Annotated in this window: 24 protein-coding genes and 1 pseudogene; 1 reads left to right on the forward strand and 24 read right to left on the reverse strand. The window is 55.0% G+C overall.

The features are described from left to right. A pseudogene (locus tag RTH74_RS22830) lies at window positions 1-135 on the forward strand (IS3 family transposase); the annotation flags it as partial. A gap of 26 nt (window positions 136-161) precedes the next feature. On the opposite strand, the gene RTH74_RS22835 reads toward RTH74_RS22830, so the two are convergent. From RTH74_RS22835 to RTH74_RS22945, 24 genes are all read right to left on the reverse strand, one after another. Beyond that, window positions 162-2162, reverse strand: a complete 2001-nt coding sequence (locus RTH74_RS22835; RefSeq protein ID WP_316916152.1) for a nucleoside-diphosphate sugar epimerase/dehydratase — start codon at window positions 2160-2162, stop codon at window positions 162-164. A 9-nt stretch (window positions 2163-2171) separates the two neighbouring features. Beyond that, window positions 2172-2759: an acetyltransferase gene (locus tag RTH74_RS22840; protein WP_316916153.1), complete on the reverse strand. Its 588-nt coding sequence runs from the start codon at window positions 2757-2759 to the stop codon at window positions 2172-2174. Continuing rightward, a complete protein-coding gene (locus RTH74_RS22845; protein ID WP_316916154.1) occupies window positions 2756-3772 on the reverse strand; it encodes a glycosyltransferase family 4 protein in 1017 nt (338 codons plus the stop codon). The genes RTH74_RS22840 and RTH74_RS22845 overlap by 4 nt, the downstream gene beginning before the upstream one ends. Next, window positions 3769-4731 (reverse strand): SDR family oxidoreductase, encoded by a 963-nt coding sequence (locus tag RTH74_RS22850; protein ID WP_316916155.1) that lies wholly within the window; start codon window positions 4729-4731, stop codon window positions 3769-3771. Before RTH74_RS22850 ends, RTH74_RS22845 begins: the two co-directional genes overlap by 4 nt. A 2-nt stretch (window positions 4732-4733) precedes the next feature. Further along, a complete protein-coding gene (gene wecB / locus RTH74_RS22855; RefSeq protein WP_316916156.1) occupies window positions 4734-5861 on the reverse strand; it encodes a non-hydrolyzing UDP-N-acetylglucosamine 2-epimerase in 1128 nt (375 codons plus the stop codon). Then, window positions 5854-6864: a nucleoside-diphosphate sugar epimerase/dehydratase gene (locus RTH74_RS22860; protein WP_316916157.1), complete on the reverse strand. Its 1011-nt coding sequence runs from the start codon at window positions 6862-6864 to the stop codon at window positions 5854-5856. Before RTH74_RS22860 ends, wecB begins: the two co-directional genes overlap by 8 nt. A gap of 122 nt (window positions 6865-6986) precedes the next feature. Continuing rightward, window positions 6987-7844 carry an SDR family oxidoreductase gene (locus tag RTH74_RS22865; protein ID WP_316916158.1) on the reverse strand — a complete coding sequence of 286 codons (858 nt, stop codon included), beginning with the start codon at window positions 7842-7844 and terminating at the stop codon, window positions 6987-6989. A gap of 1 nt (window position 7845) precedes the next feature. Continuing rightward, window positions 7846-9081, reverse strand: coding sequence for a glycosyltransferase family 4 protein (locus RTH74_RS22870; protein WP_316916159.1), 1236 nt, complete (start codon window positions 9079-9081; stop codon window positions 7846-7848). 3 nt (window positions 9082-9084) lie between these two features. Further along, window positions 9085-10281 (reverse strand): glycosyltransferase family 4 protein, encoded by a 1197-nt coding sequence (locus tag RTH74_RS22875; protein WP_316916160.1) that lies wholly within the window; start codon window positions 10279-10281, stop codon window positions 9085-9087. 48 nt (window positions 10282-10329) lie between these two features. Continuing rightward, a complete protein-coding gene (locus RTH74_RS22880) occupies window positions 10330-11451 on the reverse strand; it encodes an N-acetyl sugar amidotransferase (RefSeq protein ID WP_316916161.1) in 1122 nt (373 codons plus the stop codon). Continuing rightward, window positions 11441-12214 (reverse strand): AglZ/HisF2 family acetamidino modification protein, encoded by a 774-nt coding sequence (locus RTH74_RS22885; protein WP_316916162.1) that lies wholly within the window; start codon window positions 12212-12214, stop codon window positions 11441-11443. Before RTH74_RS22885 ends, RTH74_RS22880 begins: the two co-directional genes overlap by 11 nt. A 1-nt stretch (window position 12215) precedes the next feature. Next, window positions 12216-12815: an imidazole glycerol phosphate synthase subunit HisH gene (gene hisH, locus RTH74_RS22890; RefSeq protein WP_316916276.1), complete on the reverse strand. Its 600-nt coding sequence runs from the start codon at window positions 12813-12815 to the stop codon at window positions 12216-12218. Between the two features lie 134 nt (window positions 12816-12949). After that, complete coding sequence (locus tag RTH74_RS22895; RefSeq protein ID WP_316916163.1) at window positions 12950-14383, reverse strand: hypothetical protein; 1434 nt, start codon at window positions 14381-14383, stop codon at window positions 12950-12952. A gap of 137 nt (window positions 14384-14520) precedes the next feature. After that, window positions 14521-15033: an acyltransferase gene (locus tag RTH74_RS22900; RefSeq protein ID WP_316916164.1), complete on the reverse strand. Its 513-nt coding sequence runs from the start codon at window positions 15031-15033 to the stop codon at window positions 14521-14523. A gap of 297 nt (window positions 15034-15330) precedes the next feature. Then, window positions 15331-16647, reverse strand: coding sequence for an oligosaccharide flippase family protein (locus RTH74_RS22905; protein ID WP_316916165.1), 1317 nt, complete (start codon window positions 16645-16647; stop codon window positions 15331-15333). After that, a complete protein-coding gene (locus RTH74_RS22910; protein WP_316916166.1) occupies window positions 16644-18461 on the reverse strand; it encodes a hypothetical protein in 1818 nt (605 codons plus the stop codon). The genes RTH74_RS22905 and RTH74_RS22910 overlap by 4 nt, the downstream gene beginning before the upstream one ends. A gap of 25 nt (window positions 18462-18486) precedes the next feature. Continuing rightward, on the reverse strand, window positions 18487-19170 hold the full coding sequence (locus RTH74_RS22915; protein WP_316916167.1) for an acylneuraminate cytidylyltransferase family protein: 684 nt from the start codon (window positions 19168-19170) through the stop codon (window positions 18487-18489). A 3-nt stretch (window positions 19171-19173) separates the two neighbouring features. Next, window positions 19174-20211, reverse strand: coding sequence for a nucleotidyltransferase family protein (locus RTH74_RS22920; protein WP_316916168.1), 1038 nt, complete (start codon window positions 20209-20211; stop codon window positions 19174-19176). A gap of 3 nt (window positions 20212-20214) precedes the next feature. Further along, a complete protein-coding gene (locus tag RTH74_RS24295) occupies window positions 20215-20850 on the reverse strand; it encodes a NeuD/PglB/VioB family sugar acetyltransferase (RefSeq protein ID WP_420713177.1) in 636 nt (211 codons plus the stop codon). Continuing rightward, window positions 20847-21929 carry an N-acetylneuraminate synthase gene (neuB, locus tag RTH74_RS22925; protein ID WP_316916169.1) on the reverse strand — a complete coding sequence of 361 codons (1083 nt, stop codon included), beginning with the start codon at window positions 21927-21929 and terminating at the stop codon, window positions 20847-20849. Before neuB ends, RTH74_RS24295 begins: the two co-directional genes overlap by 4 nt. Before the next feature lie 3 nt (window positions 21930-21932). Continuing rightward, a complete protein-coding gene (gene neuC, locus RTH74_RS22930) occupies window positions 21933-23087 on the reverse strand; it encodes a UDP-N-acetylglucosamine 2-epimerase (RefSeq protein ID WP_316916170.1) in 1155 nt (384 codons plus the stop codon). Further along, complete coding sequence (locus RTH74_RS22935) at window positions 23084-24235, reverse strand: LegC family aminotransferase (RefSeq protein ID WP_316916171.1); 1152 nt, start codon at window positions 24233-24235, stop codon at window positions 23084-23086. Before RTH74_RS22935 ends, neuC begins: the two co-directional genes overlap by 4 nt. 9 nt (window positions 24236-24244) lie before the next feature. Then, on the reverse strand, window positions 24245-25222 hold the full coding sequence (locus tag RTH74_RS22940; RefSeq protein WP_036986685.1) for an NAD-dependent 4,6-dehydratase LegB: 978 nt from the start codon (window positions 25220-25222) through the stop codon (window positions 24245-24247). A 21-nt stretch (window positions 25223-25243) separates the two neighbouring features. Further along, window positions 25244-26461, reverse strand: coding sequence for an N-acetyl sugar amidotransferase (locus RTH74_RS22945; RefSeq protein ID WP_316916172.1), 1218 nt, complete (start codon window positions 26459-26461; stop codon window positions 25244-25246). Between the last annotated feature and the right edge of the window lie 7 nt (window positions 26462-26468).

Below are 26468 nucleotides of genomic sequence, written 5' to 3' on the forward strand. Positions count from 1 at the left end.
GCCCAGGAGGCACAACGGGACATCAGCCACTACCTGATGCATCGCTACAACTGGGTCAGGCCACATCAATTCAACGATGGGCTACCGCCTGCGGTGGCCGAGGAAAAACTTAACCCACTGTCCGGGATGGGTTGACCACTACAAGCTGTCAAATCAAAGCCTCAACGCTCCCGGTTTCTGAGGTGAATCCAGTCGACGATCTCACCTTCCGGCACATAACCATGCACGGTTTCACGCAGCAGTACTCGCACTCGAACGTAGTCATCCTCACCGACTGCAGCCAGCAGCGCCTGCAAGCGCGCCTTAAGCTCGTCCCAGGGCAACATATCCTCTTCCGCACGCATGATCATCGGATGCTCCGTAGGCTTCACATCCTCGCCGATCAGCAGCTCCTCGTAGAGCTTCTCACCAGGACGCAACCCGGTGAACTCAATACCGATATCACCATGCGGACTGCGCTCATCACGCACAGACAAACCAGACAAACGAATCATCTTTTCGGCCAGATCAGCGATCTTCACCGGCTCGCCCATATCCAGCACAAACACATCACCGCCCTGCCCCAGCGAACCGGCCTGAATGACGAGCTGCGCCGCCTCGGGGATCGTCATGAAATAGCGGGTGATGTTCGGATGCGTCACCGTCACCGGCCCACCCTGCTTGATCTGCTCCCTGAACAGCGGAATCACAGACCCGGAAGAGCCCAGCACATTGCCAAAACGCACCATGGTGAAACGGGTCTTGTTGACGTGATGAACACCTGAGTCATCACCGAACAGCAACGGCGCAGACTCACGACTCAGCGCCTGCAGAACCATCTCAGCCAAGCGCTTGGTGCTGCCCATGACATTAGTGGGTCGCACCGCCTTGTCGGTTGAGATCAGCACAAAATTGGCAACACCCGCCTTGATCGACGCTTGCGCCGCATTGAGCGTACCAACCAGGTTATTGAGCACACCCTCAGCGACGTTATGCTCGACCATCGGCACATGCTTGTATGCTGCGGCGTGATAGATAGTGTTGACGCGCCAGGTCTGCAGAATGTCGAACAAACGCTCGAAGTTACGGATAGACCCGAGAATAGGCACCAGCTTGATCGGCAGCGACTCCCGCTCGATTCGCTGCTGCAATTCGCCATGGATGCTGTAGAGATTGAACTCGCTGTGCTCGAAAAGCAGCAACGTACGCGCACCACTCGCCAGAATCTGCCGACACAGCTCCGAACCGATAGAGCCACCAGCGCCGGTAACCAGAACCACCTGACTCTTGATGCAGCGCTCAAACAAATCCTGTCGAGGCGGCACGGCGTCGCGGCCCAAAAGATCGGCGATATCAACTTCCTGAAGGTCTTCGACCTTTACTCGCCCACTAGCGAGATCCATAAATCCGGGGATGCTTCGCACATGCAGCGCGTAAGGCTCCAACGCCTCAAGTATCTCTCGCCTGCGCGCGCGGGGGATAGAGGGCATTGCCAGCAAAACCTCTGCAACCCCCGTTTCATCGATCATTTGCTGAATATGCTTGGGTGTGTAGACGCGCAGCCCCGCAATCGTGCGAGTAGCAATACCGGAATCATCATCAATGAATGCAGCAGGACGCATCGTTTTACCCAAACGCAAAGCTGCTACCAGCTGATTACCAGCAGCCCCGGCTCCGTATATGGCGACCTTGGAGGTACCTGATTCGATATCGCGACGGCGAGCAATCGGCTCGAACCAATCACCTATAAAGAACTGGCGCATGGTCAAACGCAAACCACCCAACAGTAGCAGGCTCAGCCACCAATAATTAAAAACCATGGACCTTGGAACAAGAGCCGTCGGCCCGCGATACCAATAAACAGCCAGAGATAGCACCAATGCAGACAAGGTCACTGCCTTGGCTATCGTTACAAGAGCGTCGTTACCCACATAACGCATTACCGCACGATACATCCCCAGCCTGATGAAAATGGGAAGTGCAATAATAGGCGCCAACAGAAACAGCCAGCCATGACCAGAAAAAGGTCTGGCAGCATCCCACTCCCCCATACGAACGGCAAACGACAACCACAGCGCCATCCAAATTAGTAGTACATCAACAGCCAGTTGAAGAACTCGCTTTTGCCGACGAGACAAATGCAAAAGGCATTGGCGCAGTAACTCTATTCGTCGACGAATCATCTCAACACCTCAATCCTTGGCAATCAGAGCCTGGCCAGGCTCGATAACTAAACCCGGCTCGATAACGACACCATATCCAGCACTACAACCTGCCTGAAGCCAAGCAGCCGCGCCGACTGCGACTCCGCCAGCCAGACAGACACCGACACCAAGATGCGCATAGTCGCCCAAGGTCACATCATGGTCGGCCACCGCTCCCGGGTTAATGATCACCCCTTGCCCCAGCCGAGCCTCAGCCCCCACGACTGCCAGTGACATGATGGCTGAACCAGGGCCGATTGAAGCTGAAGCACTCACGCAAGCACGGGGGTGAACTACGCTGACCAACGAAATGCCGGAGGCGGTAATCTTTTCTTGCCAGGCACGGCGCAAGCCATTATTCCCAACTGCCGCAATAGCTCCGTCAGTCGCCCCTGCTTTTTCAGCCAAATGACTCAGGTCACCGACCACTGGCATGCCACAAACAAGGTTGATCTCAGGCCATCTATCATCGAGGAAAACCACCTGCTGCCACTCGCCAGAAAGTAACGCAGCCTCCGCGACGGCCTTGCCGTGACCACCGGCCCCAAGAACAAGCAATTTTCGCAACCGGCTCATCTACGCTCCAATTCGCCAGCACGAAACTTGATAGCCAGTGCTATCAGAGGCATGTAAGCCAACAATAGTCCGACCAAACCATCGCCGCCTTGCGCTACCCAAATTGCCACCGGCAACAGCCAGCAGAGATTGATCGCGGCTACCGCCAGAGTAACCGACAAATGGCGACCGAACTGACGCGAAGCGTATTGATACGCATGGCTTCGATGAGCTTCATAAACCTTGTCTCCGCGCAGTAAACGCCGAAGTAGAGTAAAGGTCGCGTCCACAACAAAAACACCCAACAAGATCAGCCAGCCCCAAAGCAAGGACTGATCAATCCACGCCGCCTGCAAGGAAAGAACGCCAAGCACAACACCCAGAAAGCCACTACCGGCATCACCCATGAAAATTTTTGCAGGGGGAAAATTCCAGTAAAGAAATCCCGCCACCGCAAATGACAACAACAGTGGCAGTACTGCAGCATCAGTATGCCCGTGGAGGACATACAACAGAGCGCCACCCAAACACACACAGATAGCCTCGATGCTAGCGATGCCGTCGATTCCATCCATGAAGTTGTAAAGGTTGAGTAACCAAACCAGATACAAGGAGACCAGCAAATAACCCAGCCAACCAAAATCAATTGAGTGACCAACCATTACCAGCGGAGGCAGCCCGCCAAGCCAGAAGAGTGCCCAAAGTGCAGCAGCGAAATGCCCGAGCAAGCGCCAGCGAGCGGCAATGTGACCGTGGTCATCAAGAAATCCCAGCAATGCAATTGCCGAACCTGAGCCTAGCAGCGAGTAATAAATCTCCGCTGGCAGATCCAGACCTGTGGCGGACGCAACGCATAAGCCCAGGAGGAATGCCACCACAATGGCGACGCCTCCTCCACGAGGAGTTGGCTGGCTGTGCGAGCTGCGCGCGTTGGGTATATCCATAAGGCTGCGGGCCAGCGCATAGCGTCGCAGCAACGCTGTCAGCCCCCACGCCAAGACAGCAGTGACCACCATCAGAACCATAACTTTCATTTAGATATTTCTTTCAGATAATGCGCAGCAGTCTTGGCCAAAGCCTGATCAACGGTAAGAGGTGGAGTCCACCCCAGTCGTTCGCGCGTCTTGTCCATGCTGATCTGTAACGAACCACACAGACGCTGATTAAGCTGGCGACGCCCCAGCAAGATCGCAGCCCGCTCAATCAACGCCTGCGGCACTGGCAAGAGCCGCGCAGAGCGTCCGAGAGCTGCACTCAGACGACGCAGCAACTCGGTGGTAGATAGATCCTCGCCGTCGCTGACCAGAAACCGCTGCCCACTGGCCGCCGGATGGGTAAGGCACACCACCAGCAAGTCCACCAGGTTATCCAATGCCACCAGACTGCGGCGGTTATCTATGGCACCGAACGGCAACGGCACACCCCGCTGCAGCCAGCGCATCATGCTCAAGAAATTGGCCTTGACCCCGGGGCCATAGATCAGGGGCGGCCGGACGATGACCACTTCCAGCCCTGCTTCAGCAGCAAGGGCCAGCAATTCCTCCTCCGCCTCTCGTTTTGAGATGCCGTAAGGGTCCGTCGCATTCGAAACATCATCGGCTCTATAAGCCTGCCCCGGAAGAGTCTGCTCACCGTTGACCTTGATCGAGCTGACGAAGACGAAACGCCGCACGCCCGCTGCCACAGCCTGATGAGCAAGGCGTAGGGTGCCCTCGACGTTGGCTCGACGAAACTCCGCCAGTGGATCGGCAGCCTGTTCGTGCATCACGTGCACCCGCGCTGCACAGTGAATGACCGCATCGACGTCCGCGAGCGCCTGCGACCAGTCGGCCTCAGCCTCCAGCGACGGTGCCTGGCAGTACTCCACCCCGACAAGTGGAGTAATCGGTGCCTTGCGCTGGGCGCAGCGTAACCGATGCACGCCATCGGCCAGCAGGCGCGCCTGCACACCACGACCAACGAAGCCGCTGGCGCCAGTCAGCAGAACACGCATGTTCAGGCCTTGCGCCAGACGGTACGGTTTACGTAGTCGGTGTAACTGAGCACCACCCGCACCACCTGCAGCGACACCGGACCGCCTTCGTAGTCGGGCACCAGCGGAATCACTCGCTCGCCGGCCCGATGCTGGCTGGTGATGACCTTGACTGCGGCCATCACTGACTCCTTCTTCAGCCCGCTCATGATCAGCGTGCCTTGGTCCATACCCTCAGGGCGCTCATGAGCATTGCGCAGCGTCACCGCCGGCAGATTGAGCAACGAGGCTTCCTCGGTGATGGTGCCGCTGTCGGAGAGCACGCAGAAAGCATTCATCTGCAGCTTGATGTAATCGAGCAGGCCGAATGGCTTGGAGAAGCGGATCAGAGGGTGGTCCAGCGATTCGCCCAACGCCTCCAGTCGCTTACGTGTACGCGGATGGGTCGAGACAATCAGCGGAAAGCTATATTCATCGGCCAACGCTCGCAAGGTGGCAAGCAGATCGCGCAGGTTGTCCGGAGTGTCGACGTTCTCTTCACGGTGGGTGCTGACAATGAAGAATTTTCCGGCCTCGAGCCCCTCACGAGCCAGCACGTCGGAGGCCTCGATCTTCGGCCTATAGTAATCCAGCACCTCATGCATGTGCGAGCCAGTCTTGATGATAGTCTCAGGGCGGATGCCCTCAGCGATCAAATAGCGACGGGCATGCTCGGTAAGCACCAGATTGATGTCGGAGAGATGATCGAGCACCTTGCGGTTGAGCTCTTCCGGCACACGCTGATCAAAGCAGCGGTTGCCGGCCTCCATATGGAACACCGGAATCTTGCGGCGCTTCGCGGCAATCACTGCCAGGCAAGTATTGGTATCACCATAAAGCAGCAACGCATCAGGCTTTTCCAGCTCGAACACGGCGTCCGCCTTGGCAATCACCTCGGCGATGGTCTGAGCGGCGGTCTCGCCAGCGGCACCGAGGAAGTGATCGGGCTTGCGGATCTCCAGATCGTCAAAGAACACCTGGTTGAGCTCGTAGTCGTAGTTCTGCCCCGAGTGCACCAGTACGTGGGTGACCTGGCGGTCCATCTCGGCGATCACCCGGCTCATCTTGATCAGTTCCGGGCGGGTCCCGACCAGTGTCATGACCTTAAGCATCGAGCTGCTCCTTGATGTAATCGAGCTTGAGCAAGAGCTCCTTGATGCCGGGTACGTCCAGACGATGGGTATTGTGTGAGGTGTAGTCGTCCAGCTCGGAGATCTTCTCCTCACCCTCGACGAAGTATTTCTTGTAGTTCAGATCGCGGTTATCGGCCGGAATGCGGTAGTAGCGCCCCATATCCTCGGCCTTGGCCATTTCCTCGCGCGATACCAACGACTCGTAAAGCTTCTCGCCATGCCGAGTACCGATGACTCGCACCGGATTGTCATAACCGAACAGTTCTTTGAGCGCCTGGGCCAAATCTCCAACGGTTGAGGCAGGTGCCTTTTGCACGAACAAGTCGCCTTGTTCGCCATGCTCGAAGGCATGCAGCACCAGATCGACCGAGTCTTCCAACGACATCAGAAAACGTGTCATCTGCGGGTCGGTCACGGTCAGCGGCTCGCCGCTGCGCAGTTGGTCGATGAACAGGGGGATTACCGAACCGCGCGAGGCCATCACGTTGCCGTAGCGAGTGGCACAGACCACTGTTCCGCCCTCGGGAATCATCCGCGACTTGGCGACCATCAGTTTCTCGGCCATGGCCTTTGAGATACCCATGGCGTTGATCGGGTACACCGCCTTGTCGGTCGAGAGCACTACCACACGCTTAACGCCACAGGCGATGGCGGCATTGAGCACGTTCTCGGTGCCGTTGACGTTGGTGCGCACCGCTTCCATCGGGTAGAACTCGCAAGAGGGCACCTGCTTGAGCGCCGCCGCATGGAAGATGTAATCAACACCAACCATGGCCTGCTTCAGGCTGTCGTAGTCGCGAACATCGCCGATGTAGAACTTGACCTTGTCATCGGCCAGGGCAATGCGCATGTCCTCCTGCTTCTTCTCGTCGCGGGAGAAGATGCGGATCTCGCGCACATTGGTATCGAGGAAACGCCGCAACACCGTATGCCCAAAGGAACCGGTGCCACCGGTGATCATCAATACCTTGTCATCAAACATAAAACTTTCCAGGCCACGGGCGCAGGCTTATGCATGCGCGACTATTTGTAGTGTAGTAAGGCCCCACCCTACGGGAGCGGGGCTGACGCGAGGGAGACGACAATCGTCGTCCAACGCCCTTGTTACCGTTGCTCGTGCATCCGACGAATCAGCTCTGGCCAATCCGGCGCTACATAGCCGGTGGCATCTCGAAACCATGCACCATCGAGCGAGCGGTCAATCACAAACGCATCATCTGGACGAATCTCGATCGTCTTGCCGTACTGCGCGGCCACCAAGCTGAGCAAACGGAACTTGTCGATCGGCTCCGCGGCGACATGATACAGACCATTGAGCTGCGGGTGCGCAATCACGAAATCCTTCATCACCCGCGCCAGCTCCACCGTTGGCAGACCAGAAAAGATTGCCTTGGTAAAGCCCCTGACGCCATTCTGCTGCGAAAGAAACCAGTCCACCAACGCATGGTTCGAGCCCAGCTCATGGCCGATGATCGATGTGCGCAAGGTGATCGCATGCGCCTTCTCGTGTAGCTCGCCGATGTACTTGGACTTGCCGTAGAGGTCCTCCGCATCCGACAGGTCAGTCTCTCGGTACAACCCCTTGCGCCCGGAGAATACGCAGTCGGTGCTGACATGGATCAGCCTCGCCCCACTCAGCTCGCATAACCGCGCGAGGCGGTGCGGCAGCATGGCGTTGATCGGCAGTGCAGTGAGAGGGTCATTGGCATCGGCCAACTGCTTGATCAGCCCGACGCAGTTGATCACCACGTCCGGCTTCACCCGGGCCATGACGGAGGTCAACGTATCCTGGTCCAGCACATCAACGCCACAGAGCAAACGCGCATTGCTGTTCTGCGGAAAGTGGCGCAGGGCCGCAGCACTGCGCAGCGTGCCCCAGGCCTGGTAAGCCGCATCGGCAGAAAAAACGCGAAAAACGGCATTACCGAGCATACCGGTGACGCCTAGGACGAGAACCTTCATATCATTCACAACCTTTGCTGGAGGGCGTTCCCGCCAAATACTTCACCAAGATTTCGACCTGCCGCTCCATCTCAAAATTGGCATCAAAATATGCCTTGCCGGACTGCCCCATAGCTACACGCTCCGCATCGCCCATCTCTTTGATACGCCGAATGTTAGCGACCAGCGGCAACACCTGCTCGGCCGGAGAGGCGAGGCCGGCGCACGCCTCGCATACCACTCGAGCCCCCTCACCATTCATGCAAGCGATGATCGGTCGACCGGCAGCCAGATAAGCCTGAATTTTACTGGGGATGGTCTGTGCGAAGGCCGGTTCGTTGTTCAGCGATACCAACAGGGCCGAAGCGCGCTCGAAGATCTGTGGCATCGCCTCCATGGGGAAACGTCCTGGCAGTACAATATTATCCAGACCATGCGCCTGCTGTTGAGCCTTGAGCCAGGCTAGGCGGCTACCGCTACCCACCAGAACCAGACGGATATGCGGATCATCTCGCAGATGAACCGCCGCCTGTACGATGGTTTCCAGCGACTGCGCCGTACCCAGGTTGCCGGCGAATACAACGCAGAAATGCTGCTCGAGCAATTCGAGCAACTCGCTCGGTACCGACACCACAGCCTTCGGGCTGCTTACATCCATGGAGTTGGGGTAGTACTGAATCTTCGCGCGGTCAGTGTAGTGCGCCACCGGCTCGACGAACGCGCGGGACTGCACAAGCAGCGTATCGCAGCATTTGTAGATTCCACGCACCATCCACCCCACTGCACGCAACAGGTAGGGGTTACGCACAAAGCCGGTAGCTGAAAGACTCTCAGGCCAGAGGTCTTGCACCCAAAGAGCCAGCTTTGCCCTCTTCAACCACTTGAGCAGGATCGCCGGGATCGCCTGGGTGATAGGTGATGGGGCGAATACCAGAATGGCGTCGAACTTGCGACCACGCAGCATCCAGGGCAGACACAGCAGACCGCTGAATACAAAGGACAGGTAATTGAGGATAAGATTTTTCGCACCACCCTGCCCCCGTGGCCACAGCGGTACCCGCACTACCTCGACACGCCCCAGATAACGTTCGCGCTGGGTACCCGCAGCACGATAACCATCGAAGATCTTGCCGTCGGGATAGTTGGGTTTACCAGTGGCGACCACCACCTCGTGGCCCTGCGCGTCGAGCGTGCGCACGATGTCATTGATGATGAAGCTTTCCGGCCAGAAGTACTGGGAGAGCATGAGGATACGCATGGTTCAGCGACTCGCATTTGATGAAAGTACGCGGTGATAGAGCTCAAGCATGCGCGCCGCATTGACGTCAATCGCGAAGGTTTCCTCGGCCCAACGCTTCGCTTGACATCCAAGCTGACGGCGAAGATCGGGATTTTCCGCAAGCCGCTGCAGCGCGTCGGCAATCAACAGCGGGTCTGGTATCGGCACCGCCAGTCCTGTCACCTCGTGTAATAGAGTGTCCGGCAATGGATCGCTCACGGCCACGACACTGGGTACCGAGTAGAACGCCGCCTCGAAGACCGGACGCCCCGCCGCATCCAGATGCGAAGGGAAGCAGAGAATATCCAGTTGCGGATAAAGTTCGCGGACATCGCTCACGAAGCCGAGCAGCTTGACCCAGTCTTCCAAGCCTTCGCGGCAGATCTGCTCCTCCAGCTCGCTCCGGACATCTCGCGCAAAGCCAAACTTGCGCAAAATCCAGGCCTTGAGCCCGGATATCTCGCGCGCGTTCTCACCTGCCACGAGGCACTGGATGGAAACGCCACGGGACTTCAGGATGCGCATCGCCTCGACCAGCTCGAAGATGCCCTTGAGCGGAATCAGCACGCCGAGGAAGCCGACCTTGGTCGGTCCAACCCCGTCAGCAGAGTGCCGCCCGACTGGCTGCCTGGTTACCTCGAGGCCATTGTGAACGATGCTCAACGGAAGCTCCGACTCCAGCGTGGCAGCGACGGTGTGATCTATCGCCACCACTGCATCGGCGTATCGACGCAGCAGCCCATTAAGCCATCGGGTTCGCAGGCCGGAGCCCGGCTTACGCTGCAGCGAGCGAACGTGCACCACCATCGGGACACGCAGCAGCCATTTGGCGACGACCCCCAACGGCAGCAGGGTGATCTCGTTGATATGGATCAGGTCGAAGGGTTCGCGCCGCAGCCGCCACAGCCCCGCTAGCGCAAACGGCAGCAGGAGGAGCTCGCGTAACAGGATCAACCAGCGGACCTTGCGATAGTAGCCATAACGCGTATTGTCGAACTGACTGAGTCCCTTTACCGTATGAACCCGCATGCCGGCCCTTTCGAAGGACTGGCAAACGGCTCCGGCCGGGGTGAGAACCGTCCCTCGGACCCCACCGTCTTGTAGCAACCTGTAGAGCTCGATCAGGCTTTTGGATGCGCCACCAAAAGCCGCAGCAGGATGCAGAAACAGAACGTTCAAGTGAAAAATCCTTAACGGAAACGAGCGTGCAGCCCTTGACAGACGAACTCAGGAAGCACGCCGCATCTGATAGATCTTGCGAATGAGATCCCAGGCAAAGCGCTCACTGGGATAAGCATCGTGCGGCTTGCCTGGTCTACGCAGATATTCCTCCAACTGGCCCTCAGACCAGCCCATCTTCTTGAGGAAATACTTGCGGTCCCTGTCGAGTTCCTCCGGCGAGGCGTAGGGAGAGTCCTGGAGATGGGCAAGCGCCTGATCGCGAGTCATCTGACCGCTCATAACCAGCGTCGAGAGATGCAGCTTGCGTTTATCCACATCGAACTTTTCTGGAAGGATGTAGCCCTGATAGAAGCGTGTGAAGACCGATTCGTAGTGCTTGTAGGGGTAGCGTTTGTAGGCGTACTTCTGCTCGAGCAGTTCCAGTGCTGCTTCCTTCTGGTAGTCGTAAAGGTCGAGAAATGACGCCCACTGAATTCCACGCACGACACGGTTATACACGTAGCCAAGCGTTCCCATGATCGGGAAGGTACGAATCCGCACTGAATTGCGCCGAGCGATCGCCTTGATGTTGCGCTTGTCCCACTTGCGCCAGTTCCAGCCCTCCGGCATCGGCATTCCCTCCGTCGCGGAGTTACTTCCCGACAGGATGTACTTGATGCCGTAGCGCCGCGCCTGCTCGTAGTTCACCGCCAGCATCGCGTTGTCGTAAAGCAGCTCCACATCGATGACATCGGCGTCGAAGAATGACTGCATCAGCCCTTTATACTCAGGCCAGTCGATGACGTGGGTGTACAGATCAACACCGAGACGGGTGACCAGATTCTTGATGTTGTTGACCGCCAGCTCGGAATTCCAGTTGTTGTCCATGTGCACGGCCAGCGGCCGCAAGCCTTCGCTCAGGGCCAGATGCAACACATAGGAGCTGTCCACTCCACCGGAGAGACCGATGATGCAGTCATATTTCTTGCCTTTGCCGGCCTTCTTCACTTTCTCCACAAAAGCCCTGCGCTGCTCCGCGCGCTCGTGCTCGGGGGCGAAGACCACGCCATTGACGCGCTGCTGGAAGTAAGTACAGTAGTTGCAAACACCCGCGTTGTCGAAAGTGATTGCGGATGCGCTGCCGTCCATCACGCAACGCGAACAAATCCTGTGTTCTTTAGGAAACATCTTTACCTCTGAAAAGCGACTCGAGTTCCGAATAATTGGGATAGCTTATAAGCACAGCACGATGCGGCCCCTGCAACACGAACAGGCTGCCTGCAGCGACCGCAGAAGCACCCGTCTCGATCGCTTCCACGAAATGCCCTAGCTCCGCAGCACCACCCAGGGCTATCAGCGGCACATCTACTGCATCAGCAGCCGCCTTGATCAGACGCAGGTCATATCCCTGCTGCATCCCGTCACGATCCACTGAGTTGAGCAGGACCTCGCCAGCGCCGGCGGATACGATCGAACGGAGCGTTTGAAGCCAGTCTGCGGACAGTGCCCGACGGGAAGACGAAGACCACAGACGATAACGCCCCAGCCAGTCACGCTTGATATCAATGGAAACAACCACGCTCTGGCTGCCGAAGCGCTGGGCGATCTCCGTGACTAGCGCTGGATTCTGAAGTGCCGACGTCTGCAGCACAACTTTCTCTACACCGGAAGAGAAGATTCGCCGCGCCTGCTCGATCGTGGATATCCCTCCACCGTAACCAAGAGGCATGAAGCACTCGCCAGCAATACTCTCGATCAGCGCATAGTCCGGCTCACGCCCCTGCCGGCTGGCGTCGATGTCGAGCAACACCAGTTCATCAACTTCCTTTTCATTGAAGATGCGGATGGCATTGATCGGATCGCCGATGTACTTGTGCTTGCCGAACTTCTGGGTTTTTACCAAGCCGCCGTCGCGCAGCAGCAGCGCAGGTATCACACGATGCTTGAGCACCTCATACCTCCAGGAAGCGACGGAAGAGTTCCATACCGAATCGATGGCTCTTCTCAGGGTGAAACTGGAAGCCCCAGATATTGGCATGGCGAAAGGCAGCCACGAAGGTCTCGCCGTATTCGCATTCCAGCAACACATCCGCAGGATCAGCGCATTCGACCCGGTAGGCATGCACGAAGTAGAAACGCCGCGGACTGGCCGAAGCTGGCAACAGCTCATCCGTGCGGACCTGTCGCACCTCGTTCCAGCCCATGTGCGGTACCTTTAGCCGCAGGTTGCTGGGACGAAAGCGCCTTGCCTGCGCGTCGACCCAGCCGAGCCCCAACTCCTGGCCTTCTTCGCTGCCGCGAGTCAGTAACTGCATACCCAGACAGATGCCCATCAGGGGTACCCTGCGCTGCTGCACTGCCTGCTCCAGTGGCCGAATCCAGCCGCCTTGACGCAGACTGCCAATGCCGTGATCGAAGGCACCGACGCCAGGCAGAATGAGCTTGCCGGCGCACTCCAGCTCGTCTGGCGTTCGGATGATGCGCGCCTCACCACCTACGTGCTGGATCATGTTAACGACCGACGCTAGATTGCCGCAGCCATAGTCGATCACTGAAATTATCTGTACAGCCAAGATTCGCTACCGATTAAAGAGACTTAACTGTTTGCCGGCGTAGTACCGACCCCTAACACTCCGGGCGCGCAAGGATACGCTGTTTGTTCATCCTTGGCCGCCCGACGTTAGTTTCAACCGAGGGCAGCAAGTATCTGCGCGAGATATCCCCGATAATTGTGTGCCCAGCCAGGCGCCCAGATTTCCTCCGCCAGCGGCACAGAATACTCCCCCTCAGGTGTCTGCAACGCCTCGACAAGCGCCCGGGCGTCAGCGAAGCCACAGAATGGATGCTGCGGATAACTGAATCGCGCCTTGGCGGTCTCCCAGAGCAATACCCTGCCCGCTATTCCCTGTGCCTCGAAAAGCCCGGTAGAAACCTCTCCCACGACAGCGTGAGCCGTGGCAAACGAGCTGTAGATATCCCGATTGGTATCGATCAACACATCACCTACTCGTCCTTCGGGAAAGCGTAATTGGACCTCGGCACGTTCCAGCGGATGCGGCCGCAGCACGATGCGGTAGCGGCCGCGCAGCAACTGCGCCAGTTCCTGGGCCAGCGCCAGATAAAGTGAAAATTCGATTCCATCGCCGAGCAGCAGGATATCCTTCTGCACTCCCAGGGCCGGTGAAATGGACCGACGCTGCTCGCTGTAATGCGGGTTACCAATCACCCATTTCTGCACCGGTACATTGATCTGGCTATTCCACCAGGCGCCGTAACCCAGGAAGTCATGCGGCAGGCAGGCGCGGTACGCCTCGCTCTCTCGCAAAACAGGTGCATAGCAATAGGCGTCGTGGCCGCCGGACACCATGCCGTGCTGGGGCTCAGCCACTCGAATGCCCATCTCGCGCGCGACCTGATTGAAGGGCGCAAAATCCCCGTAACAGGCTTGTTCCAGCAGTACTAGGCGGGGTTGCACCCTTTCCAGCAGGCGGCGATAGGCATATTGCATAACGGGCAGTCGCGCCAGCTTGCGCGCCAGCATGCCAACGAGCATGTTCATGCTCGAGTCGGCAATCGTCAGCCCCAACAATTGCGAAGCACGTATTCTTGCGTATTCGAGTAGCTCACGCGCATTCGCCACGTGACGTTCACGCACTAGTAAGCGACCTGTCACCGTGATTGCGCCTTGCCAAGGCAACCAGTAGGCGACCCGCTGGTTCCAGCGTGGCGTCGGTACGTGCCAGTCAACCAACCCTTCTACCGTCACCGTGTCCGCAGGCGATTGCTCTACAAGGTAATCGGTGATGCGATTGAACCAGTGACCATCGCGTTGAAAATGGCCGGCGCCAGTACCGACCACCAACACCTCACCGCGCATCCTGCCCTGCTGCAGATTGTGTCCGAGCACTCGTGAAAATGCACCCAGCGCCTGTCGGCGCGGCACCGTAGGCACAGCAGAAACAAGCGGTGCTTGCTGGTAATAGAGATCCGAGATCAGCTGACGAAGGAACTGATTACGCACAAGTGGCCAGATCAGAACGCCGCTGTGAGGGCAGCAAAATGCCAAAAACGCATGATCATTCTCGATCTCGAGCAGATCGCTCAGACTTGGCAATGCCACTTTATCCTCCAGCAGTGTAATTTAATCTGAGCCCCAGATTATTTAAGAACAAGAAATTGAAAACCAAATAATTAATATAGCCCTGCTAAAAAACACCCATACGCACTAAGAGTACGACACATAAAAAACCGACAACATCAAACCTGACTTTTCTTTCTAATAAACTTTGCAGGAACTCCTCCCCAGATCTCCCCCGGAGGCACATCACGCGTGACAACACTATTAGCACCCACAACACTATTTTCGCCAATGGTCACACCTGGATTTATCAATACATTGGCCCCAATCCAACACGCATCACCAATCAAGACATCTCCAAGTTTTGCAGGCACAGGTTTGACTCGAAAGTCGCAATCCGCGTTAGAGGATTCCGTAAAAATCCTGACATTTGATGATATTTGACAACCTTCCCCTATCCGTATGAAGTGACCTTTCGAGGACTGAAGCATCGAATAGTCACTAATGTAGCTATTTCGCGCGATGAAAATCTCACCATCTCCATACAGAAGAATCCCTCTCCCATTAAAGCGAAAGTCTGGAGACACCGAATACCGACAACGAAAGCCGCCATAGATAATACGCCAGTAAAAAACACTCCAGGCATTTAAAATCCTGATCAAAATTTTGACAAGCACAGACTTAAGCCCCATCTAACGCCCCTCAGAGCAGCTACCTAACAACGACCAAGCACGTTACGCAAAGGACTAAGAAAAATAAAATCCTTAAAAGCAAACAGTGCAACGCCCCGCACCTTCTCGCCCCCAAAAAAAGCGTGGAATTTTCAAAGAACTTCTACCATACATCATACGCATCCGACCCCAGGCTGAGCCAAATTAAAGTATGCCCCCAACCTGTAAAACCCCAAAAGCAGAGTGGTGCAGAGCATTGCACCTGCACTACCAAGATCGGAGGCGGCCTAAGTTAAAATCAGCCAACCCGTGACAATATCAGTCACCTCGAGGCGATTGGCGTTTTTTTAGCGCCACAAACCAGGGCATAGGAAAAACTCTATTAACAAGCCCCCACGTAAGAAGAAAAATAAACACATAGGTCAAAAACGTGGCCTGCGCCGCACCTACAATCCCATACAGATCAACCAGCCACACATTAGCAATCAATCCGAAAATTATAGTAGCAAAGGCAACAAATGCATAACGACCGGTCCGCCCCGAAACATAGATATAGCTTACAATCAGAGTATGCATACCACTGACCGCAAAAGCCGCACTTAACCAAAAAACAGCAGCTCTGCCAGACTGAAATTCAGCCGGAAAAAAAAGACTCAGAAAAATTATCGCACAAACACCCCAGGCACCGGAAAAAATCAAGACCAGTAAAAACAACAAATAGGTCAGACGTACAACACCCACCTTGCCGGCCTCATCGACCTCCAACAGCCTTTTAAAAAACCAAGGCGAGAAAGCGCTATTAAAAGAACCCACAAAAAGCAAAATCACTGACGCAAGCTGCACCGCCACTGAGTACACTCCCAGCGCCGCAATGCCAACCATCGCACTTAAAACAATTCTATCAGAAACGGAGAATATGGCGTCCTTTAGCGCAGCCGGAATTACGGGAACGCCAAATTTAATCAATGACGACAAATGCTGATAATTAAAAGCAAAGGAAACCTGTTTTTCACACAGTAACAATAATGCTCCCAACATGGCGAAAGAAAAATAAGCAAATAGCATCCCCCAGGCGACGCCCAGCCAGCCAGCACCGACAAACACCACCAAATAGACCGCTATCCCGTTTTGCAGCATAGCTCGCCCTACTTGAAACAAACCATACGCGAACGCACGCCCCTGCAACTGCATAAGAGTTAGATAAATCTGACCGAGAAATGAAGAAAACCCAATCAGGATCGCCAGCCAAGTCAGCAAGCGCCACTTATCTAGAAACGGTACAAACTCAAAGATCAGCATCGCCGCCCCGAAAGCGGCAACCGTAGACAACGAAAGAATCAATACTGCATTAAAAACATAGACAGCCAACTCATCCTTAGGCAGAGTAAAAAAACTTCGATAAATAGCTCCATGCACACTTAGCCCGATAAAAGGACCAGCCAACGACACCAAAACAGCGACCCAAGCAGCCTGCCCAAACTCTTCAACCCCTAACGCTCGAGCTATTAATGGAAGTGCCAAAAATGGCATTATCGAACTAACCACCGAACTCAGCAGGTAGATAATAAAATTCGTACCACCACGTCGTTGAAGTAACTCTCGCACAAGTAGAACACCACTCAAAGCAACTTTCACTCTGAGCAAGCCTTCTCAATATAGTCAACTCCCTTACAGTACTGAGCCAACAGCATAAGATAAACAACAGAGCCATCATACCGATCTAGGTCTATATTGATCGCATGCTTACGCAGAAAGGGCTCCAATGTGGAATTGGCCTGTACTAGCAACTCTTTACTCCCCCCATCGCCAGCAATTGACCTAAGGCGCCGATACCCATTAATTACGAAATCCTTTAACCCTTCAGGAAAATGTCGTTCAATATGTCCTCTGGCTCGAGCTCGGAGCGAAAGCAGAGGATCCATCGTTGCAGTTTCGCGATTAAAGCGATGAGGTGTCGAGTGAGAAAAAATTGGTACGTCGAGCGCATCCGAGCAAAGTTCATTGATAACTCGGAGCTGGAACTGGGCTTTTTGCCGCCACTCGAAGGGTAAGTCGAAAGGGAATTCGTGCAACTCTGGTATTGAAAAAATCGCAATGGAATTAGAAAAATCATTCAAGAAATTGACCAACTGCGAGTCACTTCTCCGGGCGTGTATCCAGCGCAGCTCATCAAAGCGCCCCAACGGAATACGGCCATCTACATCCCGCTCGATATTATAAAGCTCGGCATGCTTCTCAAACCTCGATATAAGAGACTGCCTAAAGCCGTCATACCCTTTATAAAAACCCGTAGCTGAGTTAAATTTGCCATAAGCACCATTTAACAAGTAATGCGTAACGAAGTCCTCAATACTGATGCTATCTCCAGCATACGCATCACAAAACTCTCTAGAACGCAAATTCTCCAAAAAATAGCCACATTCAAAAAACCTAGGATAGTCGCTTATTCCACTTTCGTAGCTTTCCAAAAACCCTCTGGATCCACCACAAATTGCGTATTTAAATCCGTAACGAGAAAAAAGGTCTTGCCATAGATACTCGCTGCCTATTTCAGGATCCGCCCAATTTAATACATCAAGCCGCAAATCAAACTTATTTTGGTAGATCCTACAAATTTCCAGATCTTCGCTTTTGGTATCTAAAAGTATACTATCTCCAACACCGTAAAGCATTCGCGGGCGAGCGCCGACATTAAGGAAGGCACTCAAGACTGTGCGATTGTCTAACCCCCCCGTCTGATGGATAGCGATATCACCACCAAAAGCTCCGCTCACTACCGAAAAGCTTGATTTGATTAGAGAAACATACTCATTTACTGCATCTTCAATACGACCACCCTCGAAATTTCTCCGCGGACGATTATAGGGAACATCAAAAACAGCCAAACTTTCAACATTTTCTTCAATTCGGATTACTTGGTAACCCTGCAATCTTTTTATATGAGAAAAAATCGTCTGCTCACCAATACTCCCAACCAACATAGATTCTTCAAGCAATGCATATTCATCTATCTTGCTCAGCCCCGCAGAGTACGCGATAGCTGACAGGCTATTCGTCACCACCCATCGCCCATTGATATTCGAGTAGTACAAGTTGAACACCTGATATTTATCTACAAATATCGTGATCTTCCCATGCTTCCGGATCAGAACAGCATAATTCCCAAGAGACGCATCTCGAATAGACTCGATATCTCCCGAAAAATCTTGGTACAACTGCCGAATCGATTTTTCGCCCACAACACCTTTGTAGATACATGTTCCAATTACAAAACAGCAATCCTGATTTTCGAAAATTACTCCATTTTTGTTTTTATGGGCTTTCTTATAAAAAGACTTTACCAACACATCGCTCAATTGTTCAATGCAACCTTCAAATCCTGCTTCCGAGTATTTCTCACAGGCGCGCAGAAAAAAATCTTCAACATTAGAAATAACGAACCTAGCCATTAAAGCCTCAGCAAACCTTCAAGTATTAATCACCCAACTGTAGCGCCAGGCGCAGCAATCGCAGATCTTCTAAATCATCTATATCCAATGAAAACTTCCGCGGCATCTCATAACCAAGAGTCTCATCTGAAATAAAGCTTCCATGCCTGATAAACCACTGCGCATTAGCAATATAGACCGCACCATTAAGTGAAAATATCTTTGGCAGCTCTTGTCTACGGTTATAGTTACTCGGCACCACCGGTTCGAGTCTGTTCTCATGCCCGATGGAGTACATCCAAAAAGGGCTCTCATTTGACTCGCACATAGACACGCACGCAGGCGCTTTATTATCGATACAGATTTTTATCGCTTGATCTATATCGCACGCTCTGCGCAACGGCGACGTAGGCTGTAGCAAAACGACATAGTCATAGCCTGGTACTCGCTGCAGGCAGTCCTTTACGACATCTGCACTGGAAGCCGCGTCTCCTGAAAGATCAGCCGCGCGTTTGAAAGGCACCTCACATCCCCATGAAGCCGCAACCTGGATGATTTCATCGTTGTCGCTGGAAAGAACGACCCGATCCAACAATTTAGATTCTTTTGCTGCTTCAATAGTCCAAGCGATAAGAGGCTTCCCACCGACATCAATAACGTTCTTTCGTGGAATACCCTTAGACCCACCCCGAGCGGTTATGAGCCCCAGTATTTTTTTTCCTTGATACATTCCTCAGCCCCACTCCCGTTGAGCACGCTCGTACTCATCTATACGGCCAATATCCAGCCAATACTCACGCAGTGGATAAGCAGCAGCCCTATCACCCTCCTGCCTCAGCACATGGAACAAACTTGGCATATCAAAGAACGTATCAGCAGGGATACGGGGTAGCACTTCACATGACAACACATAGATGCCGCCATTAACGAAAAAACGATGGATCGGTTTTTCCTGAATATCGGTAATTGTTACACCCTCGACGCTCACGACTCCGTAAGGCACCTGAAAGTCATATTCGCGTACAGCCATCGTGGCTGTAGCACGATGCTCTTCATGGAAATCAAGCATTGCAGAGAAATTGGCTTTGGTAATTAAGTCGCCATTCATTACAAATAGCGGAGCCGTTGGCTTTTCCGGCAAAAGGGACAACGCCCCGGCGGTCCCTAAACGCTCTCGCTCATGTAGATATTCAATTTGAGCCCCCCAGCGATCACCATTACCAAAATACTCCTTGATCATTTCGGCCTTGTAGTTGACCGAAATGAAAAAACGGCGAAAGCCCTGTTCCAAAAAGCCCTCAAGAATGCTTTCGAGGATCGGTTTTCCACCCACCGTCAACAAGGGCTTGGGGCAATTATCTGTTAGAGGTCGCAAGCGCTCCCCCAGCCCCCCAGCCATCAGAACCACCCAATTGTCACGAGGAACCACTCCCAAGAAGTCATCAATTGTCGCAAGACCGGCCAATCGTCCCTGTTCATCGATAAGAGGGAGATGGTGAAAGGCAAAACGTCGCATCATCGCCAATATTTCAGCGCGCGGCGTTAACATTGATCCTGTTTTCGGCGTCGTATTCATGACCGGTGCAACCGGACCATCCAATTCCCTTCCACTGAGGATGGCACGACGTACGTCTCCGTCAGTCAACAACCCGAGGAGGCGCATATCCTCATCGGCTACCAAGGCCATTTGGGTGCCTGCGCTATCGATGCGCCGAATGGCTTCTCGCAGAGATACCTCAGGCGAAACCACTATGTCTTTCCAGTTCTTCATGATCTAACTCACGCGGACGGCTGGATTGCCAACCATGGTTACACCTGTTTCCACAGTGCGCACCACGACAGCTCCAGCCCCCACTACAGCATCCTTTTTCACCGTAACACCCGGAAGCACAACGGCACCTGCACCTACAAACGCACCCGCTTCAATACGGACATCGCCACACAGGGTGGCACCAGGCCCTATGAAGGCGTGCTCTCCAATGTCACAGTCATGATCTATACGCGCGCCAGTATTCACAACGACGCCAGTCGCGAGACGGCAACCGGGCTGAATAATGACGCCGGCCATAACCTGCACGCCCTCGTCTATCACCACCTGTGCTGCTATCACTGCCGAGGGATGGACCAGCGAAATGAATCTGTATCCTCGCCCGACGAAATGACGATGCACCCGTCTCCTTACCGATTGACCGGGAATTACACCGACACCATTTGCTAGCAGAACCGCGTCGCAATCAAGGCATAAAACATCCTCGTCGCCACCGAGCACCTCGACCCCCAGCCAACGACTACCTCGTACCAACTCAGGCGCCGATACACCGGCTAGCACATACGCGCTCAACCCGATTACATCGAGCACTACATGTGCATGCCCCCCAGCGCCGAGCAATACAACAGGGAGTGTGCTCACGCAGGATCACCCGCTTCGTAATCGCACTCGGCCAACCTGCCGATCAGGTCCCATGCGTGCATCGGCGAAACACCTGAGCCGCGACGAGCGCTGGTCAGGTCCTGAGCCAGGATCTGCTGCCCTTTACCTACGGGGCGGGCGAACACAAGGCTCTGACGGGCAGCCTTACGAGTATCCCATTCGCTGGCCTGTGGCACTTTTGCCGCGAGCCCCATCATTTGTTCCACCTGTCTAATCTGGTCGATCATTTCCTTGAGTTCATCCGGCGCCAGCGACGCTGCATGATCTGGTCCTGGCAATGCACGATCCAGCGTAAAGTGCTTCTCTACGATGCAGGCGCCACGGGCCACCGCTGCAACGGAGGCCAGGACACCCTCGGTATGATCGGAATAACCAACTGGCAGGCCAAATGTGTTCTTCAGCACATCCATCGCTCGCAAGTTGACCTCTACCGGCTGCGCCGGGTACTGCGAGGTGCAATGCAGCAAGGCCACTCGCTGCATCACCCGCTCTCGTGCCTCGGGGCGAATCCAATTGAGCCAAACCTCTTCGAGACTTTGGGGCGATGTATTAAATTCCAGACCATGTGCCAGCACCGCTAGCGCCTGGTCAATTTCGCCAAGGGTCGCCATGCCAGTTGAGAGAATCATCGGACGCCCGCCCTGCGCGATACTCCACAACAGCGGGCCATTGGTGATTTCACCGGAAGGGATCTTGTAGACAGGAAGCTCAAGCTGATCGAGAAACGCGAGGCTTTCATGGTCGAAAGCGGTCGACAGGAAATCCAATCCCAACTCACGGGCGCGCGCCTGCAGCGGGTAATGCCAGGCGTGTGGCAGTTCAAGTTTGAGCAGCATTTCCAGCTGACTATCCTCTTCTCCCGTATTGCGCTTTTGATAAGCCGCCTTCGGGGCGCTGGAGGACGCTAACAGGCGAGCATTGAAGGTTTGGAACTTGACGGCGTCGGCACCGGCCTGGGCTGCGGCATCGACCAACGCCATAGCCTTGTCATAGTCGCCGTCATGGTTTACGCCTGCCTCGGCAATGATGTACACGCGGCCACGCTCGAAATAGTTCATTGCTCAAACCAGGTCATGAAAGGTTTTGGGAGTAGCGCCGCCAAACTGCTCCAGAACAGCCACGGTACGGGCAGATGCGCTCCCTTGCCCATAGGGGTTGAATACATCACGGCAGCGTTCGGCGAAAACATCGTCAAGAGCCATCATTATTGAGTCACGGATCGAGTTAACTTGTGCCTTGCAATGCAATACAGAGTCAGCCGCCAGACGCCCCTGCTGCCTGGCACCGATGTTCACGCTCGGAATACCGAAAGCAGGGACTTCGATGATCCCGCTGGATGAGTTACCGATAACTGCCGATGACAACGCCACGGCACTGAGGTAGCGCTTGAAGCCCAGCGAAGGGATCGCCAGCACGCGCTTTGGATCAGCTGCGGCATAGGCTTCAAGGAGGGGAATGATCGCTCTGCCGCCATTGTCCGCGTTGGGATAAGTGAGAATGACCTGGTGTTCAGGAAATGAATCAAGCGCCGCCAGCAGCTCCTGAAACTCAAGGGCGGAGTCGCTCTGAAAGGCAGTTTCCGGGTGATAGGTCACCACGAAGAATGGCTTGTCGAGGGCGAAGTTGAGACTCTCGCTAAGCTCCTGTCGGCTCATACGAGAAGTACGCAGCATGTGATCCAGGCCAAATGCCCCAACATTAAACACTCTTTCAGGGGTCTCTCCCATCTGGACCACACGCTGGCGATAGGGCTCGGCAGCCACGAAATGCAGGTAGGAGAGCTTACTGATGGCGTGGCGAAAAGCGTCGTCATATGCACCTTCTGTGATTTCTCCTCCATGAAGGTGCGCCACAGGGATGCGCATTACCGTAGCAGTCTGAACCATCGCCAGCGCTTCGAAACGGTCACCCAGTACTACCAGCACGTCCGGCGCCAACCGCGTCAGCGCATCGGCAAATCCGAGCATACCCAGCCCCATTGATTTGGCCACACCAACAGTTGTGTCGGACGACAGCAGCATTTCCACCTTGGCTCCGATGACAAAACCATCATCGACAACATCCTTCCAGGTTTCACCAAACTCGGGGGAAAGGTGCGTACCGCTAACCAGCACCTGCAACTCTAGCACTGGGCTGGCCTGAATATCCTTCATCAGCCAATACAGCAGTCCGTATTCCGCCCGAGTAGCGGTGAAGACCGCTATCTTTCGTTTCATGAAAGATGCTCCGGCAACACACTACTCGGCAGATTGACGATGCGATCGGCCAGCCAGCGCGACTGCTGAAGCCCATCGTGCGAGCAATGGGCATACGCGGGCAGGTCGCACATCAGTTGCCAGATTGGCCGGGTCATCACATTGGCGGCATTACTCGCCTGCAACAGGAGATCACGCCTCTCACGACTTGGGCAGATAACCGCGTTGAGCCAGTAGTTCGAGCGGCAGTGTTCAGGCTCCTGCACGAAGATCAGCTCACTGCCCTCCAGATGCGCCGCATAGCGTGAGGCCAGTTCACGCTTGGAGGCGATGAAGTGCTCCAGTTGCTCAAGCTGAGCACACCCCAACGCGGCATTGAGGTTGGGCAGGCGGTAGTTGAATCCAACTTCGTCATGCACATACTCGAACGGATGCGGACGTTTGGCCGTGGTCGTCAGGTGCTTGGCACGTGCGCCCAGCGCTTCGTTGGTCAGGATCATTCCCCCCCCGCCGGTGGTGATGATCTTGTTGCCGTTGAAGCTGAGGGTACCCAACAGGCCGAACGAACCGGTGTGCTTGCCGCGATAAAGGCTACCCAGGCTCTCTGCCGCATCTTCGACCAGTGGTAGATTCCATTGCTCACATACGCGAACCAGCCCGTCCAGATCAGCCGGGTGGCCGAAAGTGTGCATTGGCAGGCACGCGGCGATACGGCGATCACTGTCCTTGCTTCGACAGTTGCCATCAGCATCGAGCCGGGCATGCGCTTGCAGCCAGCCATCGAGGGCGGTTGGCGACATCCCTAGGGTGTACTGATCGACATCGACGAACACCGGCTGCGCACCACAGTAGGCGATGGCATTGCAGGTGGCGACGAATGTCAGCGCCTGGGTGATCACCAACTCATCGCGCTGTACGCCTGCAAGCAACAGTGCCGCGTGCAAGGCAGCCGTACCGTTGACAGTGGCCACCGCACGCGCAGCCCCCGTATACGCCGCAGCGTCCTTCTCAAAACGGTCGACGAAGGCACCCACGCTGGAAACGAAGGTCGACTCGATGGCCTCCTGGACATAACCCGACTCCTGCCCCTTGAAAGCCGGAGCGTGAAGCGGGATGAAATCCTCGGTTCGATACTGTTCGCGAACGAAACGGACGAGGGCGTCAAACATGGTGATCACTCAGACGTTGTAGATATCGGCTTTGTATTTGCTCAGGTTGTCCGGCCGCACCATCCACTCAATGGTTTTCTCCAGACCTTCGCGAATACTGTAGGCCGGTTTGAAACCGGTCATGCCGTTGATCTTGCTGTTGTCGCACCACAGACGGAACACTTCCGACTTGCCCGGCCGCAGGCGCTGGTCGTCGATCAGGAACTCGACGTCGCTGCCCATGATGTCTTTGATCAGGTTCAGGGTGTCGCCAACCGAGATCTCGAAGTTGGAGCCAATGTTGACGGTTTCGCCAATGGCTTGGTCGCATCGGGCCAGCTCGAGGAACCCACGGCAAGTATCGGCGACGTAGTTGAAGTCGCGGGTCGGCGACACATCGCCGAGCTTGATCTGCTTCGTGCCACTGGCGATCTGCGTGATGATGGTCGGAATCACCGCGCGCGCAGATTGCCGTGGGCCGTAGGTATTGAACGGCCGGGCAATGGTGACTGGCAGGTCGAAGGCATTGAAGAAGCTGATGGCCATCGCATCAGCCCCGATTTTCGAGGCGCTGTAGGGCGATTGCGCCTGCAGCGGGTGCTTCTCGTCGATCGGCACGTACTGAGCGGTGCCATACACCTCACTGGTAGAGGTATGGATAACACGCTTGACCCCGTTTTCCTTGGCGGCCTGGCAGATGTTCAGGGTGCCTTTAACGTTGGTATCAACATAGCTGTCGGGGGCAACATAGGAATACGGAATGGCGATCAACGCGGCGAGGTGGAAGACTACATCGACATCGCGGGTGATGTGCTTACAGAAGTGCGGATCGCGCACATCGCCGCTGACGACTTCGATCGCAGAACGGCAGTCGACGTCTTCCAGCCAACCCCAGTTATTGAAGGAGTTGTATTGGGACAAGGCGCGGACCGAATAGCCTTCACGAACCAGAAGTTCTGTGAGGTGGGAGCCGATAAAGCCATCGGCGCCAGTAACTAATGCTTTCATGGCGTTCCTAATTTCGCTGATTCAGGCTTTCCAGATAGGCTTCTTGAGTGCCCAACCGCTGGAGGTCTGCTCCCACAGATGGGGGGTGCGGAATTCCTCGATCACTTCGAGGAAGCGATCCTGGGTGATCCCCATGTAATCCAGGCACTGCTGCTGGTAGATCTCCGGGAACTCGCCGTCGAAGCGCTTGATCAGGGCGATCGCCTCGTCACGGGTAATGTCGCCGTTGCGGATTTCCTGGGCCGCGTCATACGTGGCCCGACCGATACCGAACTTGGTATAGGTGGTGTAGTAATGCAGCCAGTCGATCATGTCGTCGAGAGAGCTGTATTTGCTGAAACTGCCCTCGGTGCGGAAGTCATTGGGCATGAAGTCCGTATTTTCCACCGAGAAATAATAGGTTTCCTGTGGGTGCCACTTGAGGTAGTAGCCCAGGTAGTGCACCTCTGTGCCAACCTTCTCGATCCGGTAGGGGTCGACCGGCAGATAGGCCTCGAGGTCTGCCAGGGTGAACTTGTACTCTTCAATCAGTTGCTGAGCACTCACGCCGCCCAGGTACAGGTCCGCCATCTGGTTTTCTGCGGTGTAGTACTTCGGATCCCGGGTAGGCTTGTCATTATCCTGAATGGCATTGCCGTACTCGGCTTCGTTCTCTCCGAAGATGACCAGCGGGATGTCCAGCAGCGCGGACATCTTCGGTGCCAAATTCTTCTGGCCGAGAATAAACGGCTGGAACGGGTGGCAGAGCTTCTCGAAGGCCAGGCGCGTGAGGGTCCGATGGACCTTCTTGTTCTGGTGATAGGTGTAGTTGGCGAAGCCGGCGTTGATCCAGGCATCGAAATTGCGCCGACCGATATCGGTGTAGATGGCAGGCGGCCAGGTCACCAGGATAGGGTTCATGCCGTACTTGTACTTGAGCACGTGCGCAGCCATGACGCTGTCCTTGCCACCACTGCCCGGCACCACCACATCGTAGCGCCCGTCGGAACGACGGTGGCGATCGCAAAGCGCCTTCAGTTCGCGCTCGCGGTCCGACCAGTCGATACTTTTCTTTTTCTCCGCAAAATTGCAGGCATCACAAACGCCATGCTCATCGAAGAAAATGGCTTTTTTGATTTCACCCGGCTTGTTCTTGAACTCGACCGTGGAGGAAGGGCGCTGGTTGTTCATCGCGCACTTCTTGCAGAACTGGATATCCAATGGCAGGCCATAGCGGCCGTAGAGTGCTTGATCAGTCATACCGGGC

The sequence above is a fragment of the Pseudomonas sp. zfem001 genome, assembly GCF_032621725.1.
Classification (GTDB): Bacteria; Pseudomonadota; Gammaproteobacteria; order Pseudomonadales; family Pseudomonadaceae; genus Aquipseudomonas; species Aquipseudomonas sediminis.

Excerpts from the sequence above, each read along its gene's own strand:
- RTH74_RS22835 (WP_316916152.1), bottom strand. The coding sequence starts at position 2,162 with ATGATTCGTCGACGAATAGAGTTACTGCGCCAATGCCTTTTGCATTTG.
- RTH74_RS22840 (WP_316916153.1), bottom strand. The coding sequence starts at position 2,759 with ATGAGCCGGTTGCGAAAATTGCTTGTTCTTGGGGCCGGTGGTCACGGC.
- RTH74_RS22845 (WP_316916154.1), bottom strand. The coding sequence starts at position 3,772 with ATGAAAGTTATGGTTCTGATGGTGGTCACTGCTGTCTTGGCGTGGGGG.
- RTH74_RS22850 (WP_316916155.1), bottom strand. The coding sequence starts at position 4,731 with ATGCGTGTTCTGCTGACTGGCGCCAGCGGCTTCGTTGGTCGTGGTGTG.
- wecB (WP_316916156.1), bottom strand. The coding sequence starts at position 5,861 with ATGCTTAAGGTCATGACACTGGTCGGGACCCGCCCGGAACTGATCAAG.
- RTH74_RS22860 (WP_316916157.1), bottom strand. The coding sequence starts at position 6,864 with ATGTTTGATGACAAGGTATTGATGATCACCGGTGGCACCGGTTCCTTT.
- RTH74_RS22865 (WP_316916158.1), bottom strand. The coding sequence starts at position 7,844 with ATGAAGGTTCTCGTCCTAGGCGTCACCGGTATGCTCGGTAATGCCGTT.
- RTH74_RS22870 (WP_316916159.1), bottom strand. The coding sequence starts at position 9,081 with ATGCGTATCCTCATGCTCTCCCAGTACTTCTGGCCGGAAAGCTTCATC.
- RTH74_RS22880 (WP_316916161.1), bottom strand. The coding sequence starts at position 11,451 with ATGTTTCCTAAAGAACACAGGATTTGTTCGCGTTGCGTGATGGACGGC.
- RTH74_RS22900 (WP_316916164.1), bottom strand. The coding sequence starts at position 15,033 with ATGGGGCTTAAGTCTGTGCTTGTCAAAATTTTGATCAGGATTTTAAAT.
- RTH74_RS22910 (WP_316916166.1), bottom strand. The coding sequence starts at position 18,461 with ATGGCTAGGTTCGTTATTTCTAATGTTGAAGATTTTTTTCTGCGCGCC.
- RTH74_RS22915 (WP_316916167.1), bottom strand. The coding sequence starts at position 19,170 with ATGTATCAAGGAAAAAAAATACTGGGGCTCATAACCGCTCGGGGTGGG.
- RTH74_RS22920 (WP_316916168.1), bottom strand. The coding sequence starts at position 20,211 with ATGAAGAACTGGAAAGACATAGTGGTTTCGCCTGAGGTATCTCTGCGA.
- neuB (WP_316916169.1), bottom strand. The coding sequence starts at position 21,929 with ATGAACTATTTCGAGCGTGGCCGCGTGTACATCATTGCCGAGGCAGGC.
- neuC (WP_316916170.1), bottom strand. The coding sequence starts at position 23,087 with ATGAAACGAAAGATAGCGGTCTTCACCGCTACTCGGGCGGAATACGGA.
- RTH74_RS22935 (WP_316916171.1), bottom strand. The coding sequence starts at position 24,235 with ATGTTTGACGCCCTCGTCCGTTTCGTTCGCGAACAGTATCGAACCGAG.
- RTH74_RS22940 (WP_036986685.1), bottom strand. The coding sequence starts at position 25,222 with ATGAAAGCATTAGTTACTGGCGCCGATGGCTTTATCGGCTCCCACCTC.
- RTH74_RS22945 (WP_316916172.1), bottom strand. The coding sequence starts at position 26,461 with ATGACTGATCAAGCACTCTACGGCCGCTATGGCCTGCCATTGGATATC.